Source organism: Nitrospirota bacterium (assembly GCA_040755395.1).
GTDB lineage: Bacteria > Nitrospirota > Nitrospiria > Nitrospirales > Nitrospiraceae > DATLZU01.
Genome location: JBFMAX010000013.1, coordinates 112,211 through 121,066 on the forward strand (window position 1 = coordinate 112,211; position 8,856 = coordinate 121,066).

The following is an 8,856-nucleotide window of genomic DNA, read 5'->3' on the forward strand; positions in this document are numbered from 1 at the left end:
GTGGATGTCGAGAACTTGCCGGCGACCTCCGCAGCAGAACGACGAGTGTCAGGCGCGGCGCTTTCCTCCTTCTCGGTTTCGGTACGCCATGCCCCCAGGGCCTTCATGAGGGGCAGCGTCGTGATTTCAAGGTAACGGACGGGTCGGGCTGCATTCGCATTGACGTGCTGATGCCAGGCGAAGTGTGAGGCCATCGGAAGGCGGTGTCGTTCCTGCCAGCCGGCGCACGTCATCGGAGTGCGAGCGCGATCGCGCCCGCGACGACGAGGCCGGCGCCGCTCAAGGCTCGGCCCACGCGCGTGCCGAGGACGGTCGTCTTCTCGAGCAGGACGAAGACGGCCAGCGCGGCCACCCACGCGACGTTCATCACCCCCCCGGCGAACAAGAGGCCCATCAGCGCCCAGCAGCAGCCGACGCAGTAGGCGCCGTGGAACAGCCCGAGGCGCAACGCGCCGCCCAGGCCTGCGCGCCAGTGTCTCGTCACGAAATGGACCGGCGAGCGGCAGTGCCGGAGGCACGCGTGTTTCAGGGGCGTCCACTGGTAGATGCCGGCGGCAACCAGGAGCAGGCCGATCAGGACGGAGGTCGTCGCCCGCATCGCGGAGGACACGAGCGCGGCATGCTCGAGTGCCAGGTGCGCGAAGGTGGCGACGAGACTGAAGACGCCCCACAGGAGCACGTATCCCGCGGCGAACCCGGCGGTCGGCGGCAGCGGAGAGCCGGACGCCCGCGTCCGCGTGAGCGCGGCGAACAGCAAGATGGTCGGCGCCGCGCTCGGCAGCATCATCGCCACCATCATCACGGCCCACATGAGCCAGAGCGCGAGGAACCTGCCGAGCGAGCCCGCGTCCGCCCTCTGCTCGCCCGCTCGCGCGGCGGGCATGTCCATGCCCGTCCCCGCGAGGAGCAACCCCCACGCGAGGACGACCACGGCGCCGAGCGCCGCCACGACGACGATCCGATCGTGGCGGGCGACCCACTCGATGGGCCGAGTCACGTCAGCGGGATGGTGCGGGCCCGGGCTTAACACGGCTGGCTTCTATCGCGAGCGGGCCACGCCCTTGCCGGAATGCCGGAGAAAGGTAAAGTGGGCGTAGGTCTCCTCGAGGTCGAGCCGGATCGAGGCCGTCGTCTTCGTGGTGCCACTGCCGATCTCCGCGGTGTCGAACTCGATCCCGTTCGGAAGCTGGATGCGGACATGATGCTCAGCCCCCGTCGCGGGGCTTCGGATCGGACGGGCCGTGGATTCGAGCACGTCGGGGATCACGATCCGTGCGGTTCTCCGCTCGATGTTCACGTCGAACTCAAAGGGTCTGAAGATCGGCGGGTGCACCGTCGTGGACATCATCCGATAGACCCACCAGTGGGTTGCCCCCTCGTTGGTCTCGCCGCCGTACAATATCGTGGCCAACGCGGCTCGTTGCTGACCGTCGGCCCGCTCGTCGATGACGCCCTGAAACTCGCCGTGGCCCTCGTAAATCGGTCCCGGCCACGCGTAGAGAACCGCTCCGCACAGGCCATCGAGCGGCACATCCCCGAAGTAGCCCTTCTCGATCCGAACCGCCGCGAAGCCGCGGCAGTCTCCGTGCGTGGGCCGGGGTGACTCGAACTGGCAAGGGGAGGCGTAGTCGCAGTTGCAGTTGCTGAACTCGGGTCCTTCGATATACCAGTCAACCTGTGTCATGGTGTCCTCCGCTTGAACTACTTCCCGGGCAACACGATCGTGCCCGCGCGCTGCGTCCCTTGAGGTTAGGCAGCGCGTTTCGCATACTCACGGCAAAGAAACTTGAGAATCGCAGAGCCGCCGCGGCTCTTGACACTCAGGTGAGCACTCCGCGCTTCTGTGGGGCCGTAGGCCACGATATTGCGAGAGACCCGAAGCCTCCAGTGCTTCACTGCACGGGTGACAACAAGGAGACGGTCTCTGGATTTGGCGCGAGGAAGAAGCTCGTCATGTACGAACGCGCGAGCTAGCTGAACGGAACGGAGCGAGTTGAACAATCGAGCGGGAACCGTGAAATTGACGGAATGGTCTGGGACCAGCTCAAGCGCGGCGATATGCGACTGAAAGAACGAGCGGGCTCTGCCGTAAGAGGTGCTGGTGCTCTCGGCGAAAGCGGCGATGACGTTTTGGAGCTTCGTATGCCAGTAATCGAAGCCTCCGTGCCAAGAAAAGCGTGAATCAAGAAACATGAAGGAATTGTCACGGCCTTGGCGAAGGTTGTTCAACAACGCGGTTCGGTATTCGGGGACGTTGTACTCGCCGAAGTAATCGTGAGGGCCGAAGCCTGGATTCAACATCAGGAGAAACACAGAAGCAGACTTCAGGTTTCCAACGAAAGGCATCGGCAGAAGATCGAGGTGGAGCTTTGATTGGCCAGGAGCGCCGAAGTCAGGAGCGGCGGCAAATTGACCCCAGCTCGTGAAGCGACAGAACAGCTTCGGGTTGGAGAGAATTTGTTCGTCGCCCCGCAGGACGTAAGGGGCCTTTTCTGGCTGGAACTTCTTCCACTCGGCAAATAGGGCGTGCACGCTCTGTGCTGCCTATGAGAAAACAAAGGGGTCTGCCCCCTTAATTTCGATTTCGAACTAAAGTAGCCTGTCCCCTTTCGGCGTTCCTTTCGGCAGATGCCCAGCGCGCATTATTCATGACGGTTCGTCGCGAAATTGCGCAGTCGCCAAGTGAGACGGGCACGCGGAGCCGTGAGGAAAGGAGGCATACTTGAGACAGTATGTTGACTGACCGAGCGGCGAGCCTGCCCGCCGGCATGCCGCCGAGCCGCATGCCGGCTTGTCGCAGCGGCGAATCCGCAATTGCAGCAGAAGCGTTCATGAATAATGCGCGCTAGTGCATCATCTGGCTCACCTGCGCGCCGGCCTGCTGAAAATGATTCGGCAACAGCATGATGCAGTTCGGGTTGAACCCCTGCGTCTTCAAGGTGTCGATGCTCCCGAGCACCTGCCCGCCCTTCGCCAAGTCGATCACCGTGACGGAGCCGTCACTCATGCCCTCCAGATTCAGCAGACTATTCTGCACGAACAGATAGCGCTCGTCGGGAGACAGCACGCTATGATGCGCACCCGGCGCTGCTGGAATGGCTTGCAGAAACATCGGCTGTCGTGGATCGGTATTGTCATACACATTTACAAACCCCGGCTTCGCCGTCGTGACGTACAACCGGTCCCCCTTGGCGTTGTAGAGCATTTCCAGCGGCATGCCTTGTTGCCGCGGGCCGAAGTCGTCCACCTGATGGAACGCAAAGGTCTTCGCCTGAGGATCCCAGACACCGGCCCACAGCGTCCCTTCCAGCATATTGGTGATATGGACCACCGGTGGGTCGGACTTGGGCGAAAACATAATTTCCACCGGTGCGGATTTCGCGGGAGAGGGCTTCGCCGCAAGCTTGTGCGTGGACAGCACCCTCCCGCTGCTCGCTTCCAACACCGTCACGGTCTCGCCCGCTTCCGTCATGTTATCCGGCTTCACCGTACTCGTGACGAGCACCCGGTCGATACCGTTATGGATCGCGATCCCGTGCGGATAGAGGATAAAGGCCTCGGCGGGTGGAGCGGCGCTCACGGTTTTCAACGGCTGATCCTTCACGGCATCGCCGATAATCACGTTGCTCGATCCCATACAGGTCAGGTACCAGGTGCGGTTGTCCTCGGAAACCACCAAGTCTTCCAGCACCTGGCACTCGGGCACGTTGATGGCGCGGAGCCGGTAGGGGAAACGGGTGAGGTCCACGACATGGAGCACCGGTTTGCCGAGCGCCGTGATGTACGCCTTGGTCCGATCGCGATTGAAGAAGATATGGTGGGCCACCAGGTCGGGCGGTAGAGGCACCTCCATTAAAATTTTTCCAAAGTCAGCCGACTGAGGATCGATGTCCATGATCGCAATGCCTTCACGCCGGACCGGCTGATTCGGCTTGCTCTCATAGTTCAAAAGGGCGAGGATCTCCGCCGCGGCGAGCGAGGCGGAAGACAAGAGGAGCACAAGACAAATGGCGAAGAGACGATAGGCACCCATAGGTCCCTCCTCAAGATGATAAGGGGGCCGACCCCGTTCTGTGTTTCATCGTATATCCCTTTGACGCTCTTTCCTTCTTCTAAGGTCAAGACCTCTGGGTGTCCGACTGAATGGAACAATAAGGTAAATCAGGCACTCAGCGTCCCTTGATCGCTGTCCGGTTTCTGTTGTTCCAGTTTCGCATATCCACCCCAGGAAGCTGGCGCACTATCTGTCACGTGTCATCCTTTGTCAAGACACCACGTTCGCGGACAGACGGTGCGGCCGAGCGGTCTAGCCGGCCATCAAGTTCCAACGTGGCAGGTGAGCGCGGCGGCTGACACGCCCGCGCATCCTTTCACTACGAGCCGCCGATCGGCACATCTCTGGATTCTGGGAATCCGCCGGACGACCGGCCAAGATCAGATTGTCGGGCTCTTCCGGAAATTGTGGATCCAACCTGGGGGCCGGGTCGGGCTGCGTCACGAATCGCGGAGGCGCGCGCAATATCTCGCGAGCCTCACCAGAGCTTCGCCGTCAACCAGGCCATCACTCGGCTTCCGATCACCTCGCCCAGGGGATGCTCTCTGTGCCGGTCATTCAGGGCGTTGAAGGCCGAGACAGCCAGCTCGACTTTTTCACGCCAGAAACGGTAGGCCACTCGCAGATTCAGGAGATTGTAGCTGCCGACCCGTCCGTCCGGGACCACGGCGCTGAAGTGGGCCAGGGTCGCGAAGGTGGGGTCGATCGGATAGACGGCGGCTCCGTAATGGTGCCACAGCGCCTCGGCGCTGATCCCATTGGCCCATTCGGCGCGCAGGCCCGCGTTGACTTTGAACCGTGGGGCCCCGCGCTGCGCGCGGGTCGTGAAGGTCTGCCCGACTTCCTGATAGGCGTAGTTTGCAAAGCCGGTCAGCCACGACGTCGCCAGAAACTCGACGCCCGCCTCCCCGCCGTAGATGTCGGCCTCGCCCTCGTTGATATTGACAGCGGTCGTGGCCGTCGGGGTGCGCACCGCAATCAGGTCGGAGATGTGATTGAGAAATAGATCCGCCCGCAGCCTGAGCCGGTGTCGCAGGAACCAGCCTTGATAGCCGACCTCGTAGGACACGATTTGCTCGGGATTGAGATTCGAGGTGGGCACTCCGGTCGTCACGACCGGCCCGGGGAGAACCGCGCGGGTATCGAGGTGCGTCTCCAGCAAGGTCGGAGGTCGATACGCCACCGACAGCGTGGCGCGGAACGTATGATCGGGGATGGGCGTGTACAGCAGGGAGACGCGCGGGCTCACCGTGGGGTTGATCTCCGTATGGAGATCGTAACGGATCCCGGTTACCAGCCGGACAGGCCGGGCGAGCTGCCATTCGCCCTGGAGATACACGCCCAACCGGTCTTCCCGGCCGTACCGGTCGATGATGTTGCTCGAGAGGGAATTGTGGCGGTAATTCACGCCGTAGGTGAGGCGGTGCCCCCCGCCCACCTCGACCGCGTGCTGTGCTTCGACATTGTAGGAGTTGTTGACGAAGGCGCCGATGGGCCGGCCGTCACGATCCGTGAGCACGAATAGGCCGGCGAGCCCCGGGTGGGTCCTGAAGTCCGCGGCCGTGTCGAATTCCCGCCACCACGCCCGGACGAAAAAATTCCGCCGTTCATAGCCGATGTTCGCGTATCCGTCGGTGAACTTGCCGTTCAGCCCGACTCGATCGGTGACCGGCCCGTCAAATCGGTTGGCGTCGACCAGTCCTCCCGAAACCACCAGCCGCGAGGCCTCGTCGAGCGCATACTCGGTATGGACGTTGAATTTATACGCTCGAAAGGCGAGCGCATGGCGGTCGTCCCACTGCTGGGTCTGATCTTCGCCGATCGAGAGGCGGTAGCCGAGCTTGCCCTGGGTGCCGGCGTGGATCGCGGCGCCGGTCAGCGTGCCGAACTCGCCGCCGCCGACCTGCAAGGTTGTGCCTTTAATCTCTTCCGGCGATTTCGTGATGATGTTGACGACGCCGTCAAAGGCATTGAACCCATACAGCGCCTCGATCGGCCCTTTCACCACCTCGATGCGCTTGATCTCCGGCAGCGTCACCGGGATGGTCTTCCAGAACACCGAGCCCTGCACGTCCACGTAGATCGACCGCCCGTCGACGAGCACCAACAGCTTGTTGGCGAAGACCTGGTTATCCCCGCGGGCGCTGACGTTGAAATCCGCCCCCGTCATTTGCATCACTTCCAGGCCCGGCACGCGGCGAAGCAGGGTCGGGAGATCCACGGCGCCGGAATGGCGGATATCTTCGTCGGTGATCACGTACACATTGGAGGGCGCCTGAGAGATCGGCTGCTCGTGACGGATGGGCGTCGTGACCGTTTCCTCCTTGAGCAAGCGGAGCTCTTCCTGGACGCCGGGCGGGAATTCTTGAGCCATCGCCGGGGCCGGCTGCATGAGGGCCCACCAGACCAGGACCAGCGCGCGGGCGTAAGGAGTCGGCTCTGGGAAACCGATGAATTGGAATCCCGGTTCGGCTGTAAGGGATTTCCTACAAACTGGATGCACGGCGCACGCTCCTGTTGCCGGCGGTCAGGCATTCCACAAAAGAGCCGCACTACTAGCTAGTCGATTTCACTTTGTCAATGGGGGCAAAGAAAAGGGGTCGGGGGCAAAGAAAAGGGGTCGGGAGTCTTTTATCTGTTGCCGTCAACCCCCTCCCCGCGGTAGCGAGGGGAGACGTCATACCGGTGAAAACTCCCGACCCTTTTTCAACGCCCCGCCCCCTTTTCAGGGCCCTTGTAAGGCAGGATCGGCCCATTCGCCGGCAGTCTTGAACTCGATTGCCCTGGTCTCCTGACCTGTCTGGACAATTCGCTCGAGGTCGTCTGGAGTCATCGATAGAAGAGATCGACTGGTACGGTGAGAGTCCTGCTCGGTCTACCTACCGCAGAAGTACGTGGCTGTGTTCGCACTAGGAGAGGGGGGCCGTACTACCATCCCTTGATGTGCCGCCCAACGTGCAGTTTGAGGGGCACGGAGGCAGCAAGCGAAGCTTGCTGGCGGAGTGTCCCACTCGAAGCGGTTGCTAGGCGAAATTGACAATAACGGCATCGCCAACCCTATTGAGCAGAGCTGCAATATCTTCTGGTCGCTCCAGCATGGGATAGTGGCAAGTACCGAGCGAGAACATCTGCACCTGCGCCCCCAAGTTGCGTGCCATGCGCTCCTGATGCCGCGGGGACAACGCGCTTCGGTCGCGCAGGCATCGGATGTAAGTGCAAGGCACCGATGGCCGGCCACTCCAACGGAGCGGCTCAAGCACCAAAAACCGTGACTCGGCTGTCAAGCGGGCGCATGTCTCCTGGACAACCCGCCGATCCAGACCGTTCAACATCGTGCGCGCCGCGAGGCGTGGCGATGGAGGAAAGGTCGGGTCGCTCGATCGCAAGACAACCCGGCTCGCAACTCTGATGAGGAGCGGAAACGAATCGGTAATCGAACGACCTGGGCGGGGTACCGGGCCAGCGATGATCACGAGATGCGCTATGCGCGCTGGCAGACTCTCTGCCAAGGCCAAGACCACCGTGGCACCGAGCGAATGCCCGACCAGGATGAATCGCCCTTGGTCGGGTAATTCTTCCTGAATACTCTTGACACAGTCAGCGTAGCTCAAGGAATTCAGGTCACCGGGTTTCGCACCATGGCCCGGCAAATCAACCGCCAACGACGGGAAACGCAAGAGCGGGCGCACGTGGTCCCAAACCCATGACGCTCCATGCGTGGGGACAAGAAAAGGGGTCGGGAGTCGTTTCATGAGTGTGCACTATTAAGACTCCCGACCCCTTTTTCTCGCCCCCCGAGCAGCGTCTGAAGCAACACGTGATAGTTACCCTGTTCCAGGTGTTCGATCAGCTGACGGGCGACGGCCAGCCATTCCTGCTTGGTCGAGGATGACCAGAGTTCCGGAAGCTCGATGCCGAAGAGTTGCGCGACGTCTCGAAGTTCGCCCGGCTCATAGTACTCCTGCAGAAGCTCTGCTAGGATCGTCACCTTCGAAGCAAGCATGGCCATGTGCTCTATGTGGCTAACGTGCGGCTAAGCGGTGCCCTTTTGAGCGGTCCGCTTCACCGCTTGTTAGACCGCTCTTTCAATCAAGCAGCAAATGGAATGATCTCAAGCTCAGCCGATGTATCGGCTTTCGAAAGCAGTTCTTCAACTCTTGCGAAGACCGAATCCTCAATCGAATACTCCCTGCACTGCTCGCACTGCGTTACTGGCAGCTGCTTGAGGATCACAATCGTCCGTTCCGTGATTTTGAACGGAAGGTCTGTTGTCATTGGTCGTAGCCTGCTCCCGCAAACTCGGCACTTCATTGCCGTGTCCTCCTCGTTTTCAAGTCTGCCTCCCATTCATTGAGGTCCGGTCGATACGCGGTGACAATGCGGACATTGTCTCCTTCCACATCCGCTGCGAACTGGACATGGAAGCTCTCTGCCGCCAGGACGAGATAGATGGGCAGATATTTGTCTTCTGGATATGATTCAATAAGTGCGTAGCTGTCAACAGCCTCCAGGATTTCTTTCCTTGTAAGATAACGGCCTGCCAGGCGCATGGTCACGTGGTACGTCCAATGAATCTTTCTCTCGCAGACGCATCGCCGAATAAACGCAAGAGGATCGTTGGGAACCTTCCGCATACTTGCACAGTCTGACCCATTTCAGAGTCGCGCACAAGCGGGCTGTCAACTTTCATCTGAAAAGGGACCCTTTTCTTTCATCTGAAATTCCCCCCCCTCCTGGGGCTAAGTGGTTGATGTTTTGTCCGACCTCTGGGTCGGGTCGACCCGAGATCGTTGGTCCTAGGC

At 61.0% G+C, this 8,856-nt stretch carries 9 protein-coding genes; all 9 read right to left on the reverse strand.

The genetic code is table 11. The annotated features are described in order from the left end of the window. Positions 1–229 precede the first annotated feature (229 nt). The gene (locus AB1555_16650) at positions 230–1,030 is read right to left on the reverse strand and encodes a DUF2182 domain-containing protein (protein ID MEW6248320.1); all 801 of its coding nucleotides are present in this window, start codon (positions 1,028–1,030) and stop codon (positions 230–232) included. Positions 1,031–1,039: 9 nt separating this feature from the next. After that, a complete protein-coding gene (locus tag AB1555_16655; GenBank protein ID MEW6248321.1) occupies positions 1,040–1,684 on the reverse strand; it encodes a DUF1326 domain-containing protein in 645 nt (214 codons plus the stop codon). 65 nt (positions 1,685–1,749) lie between these two features. Continuing rightward, positions 1,750–2,532 carry a hypothetical protein gene (locus AB1555_16660; protein ID MEW6248322.1) on the reverse strand — a complete coding sequence of 261 codons (783 nt, stop codon included), beginning with the start codon at positions 2,530–2,532 and terminating at the stop codon, positions 1,750–1,752. A gap of 313 nt (positions 2,533–2,845) precedes the next feature. Continuing rightward, positions 2,846–4,033, reverse strand: coding sequence for a YncE family protein (locus AB1555_16665; protein ID MEW6248323.1), 1,188 nt, complete (start codon positions 4,031–4,033; stop codon positions 2,846–2,848). 499 nt (positions 4,034–4,532) lie between these two features. Then, a complete protein-coding gene (locus AB1555_16670) occupies positions 4,533–6,557 on the reverse strand; it encodes a TonB-dependent receptor (GenBank protein ID MEW6248324.1) in 2,025 nt (674 codons plus the stop codon). A gap of 520 nt (positions 6,558–7,077) precedes the next feature. Next, positions 7,078–7,806, reverse strand: a complete 729-nt coding sequence (locus tag AB1555_16675) for an alpha/beta hydrolase (GenBank protein MEW6248325.1) — start codon at positions 7,804–7,806, stop codon at positions 7,078–7,080. Continuing rightward, positions 7,803–8,063, reverse strand: coding sequence for a hypothetical protein (locus AB1555_16680; protein MEW6248326.1), 261 nt, complete (start codon positions 8,061–8,063; stop codon positions 7,803–7,805). Before AB1555_16680 ends, AB1555_16675 begins: the two co-directional genes overlap by 4 nt. An 80-nt stretch (positions 8,064–8,143) precedes the next feature. Further along, positions 8,144–8,401 carry a YgiT-type zinc finger protein gene (locus AB1555_16685; protein ID MEW6248327.1) on the reverse strand — a complete coding sequence of 86 codons (258 nt, stop codon included), beginning with the start codon at positions 8,399–8,401 and terminating at the stop codon, positions 8,144–8,146. Next, a complete protein-coding gene (locus AB1555_16690; GenBank protein MEW6248328.1) occupies positions 8,362–8,610 on the reverse strand; it encodes a DUF4258 domain-containing protein in 249 nt (82 codons plus the stop codon). Before AB1555_16690 ends, AB1555_16685 begins: the two co-directional genes overlap by 40 nt. Positions 8,611–8,856: the final 246 nt, after the last annotated feature.

Bases quoted from the DNA above. Each gene is read 5' to 3' on its own strand.
- AB1555_16675 (MEW6248325.1), bottom strand. From the start codon at position 7,806: ATGAAACGACTCCCGACCCCTTTTCTTGTCCCCACGCATGGAGCGTCA.
- AB1555_16680 (MEW6248326.1), bottom strand. From the start codon at position 8,063: ATGGCCATGCTTGCTTCGAAGGTGACGATCCTAGCAGAGCTTCTGCAG.
- AB1555_16685 (MEW6248327.1), bottom strand. From the start codon at position 8,401: ATGGGAGGCAGACTTGAAAACGAGGAGGACACGGCAATGAAGTGCCGA.
- AB1555_16655 (MEW6248321.1), bottom strand. From the start codon at position 1,684: ATGACACAGGTTGACTGGTATATCGAAGGACCCGAGTTCAGCAACTGC.
- AB1555_16665 (MEW6248323.1), bottom strand. From the start codon at position 4,033: ATGGGTGCCTATCGTCTCTTCGCCATTTGTCTTGTGCTCCTCTTGTCT.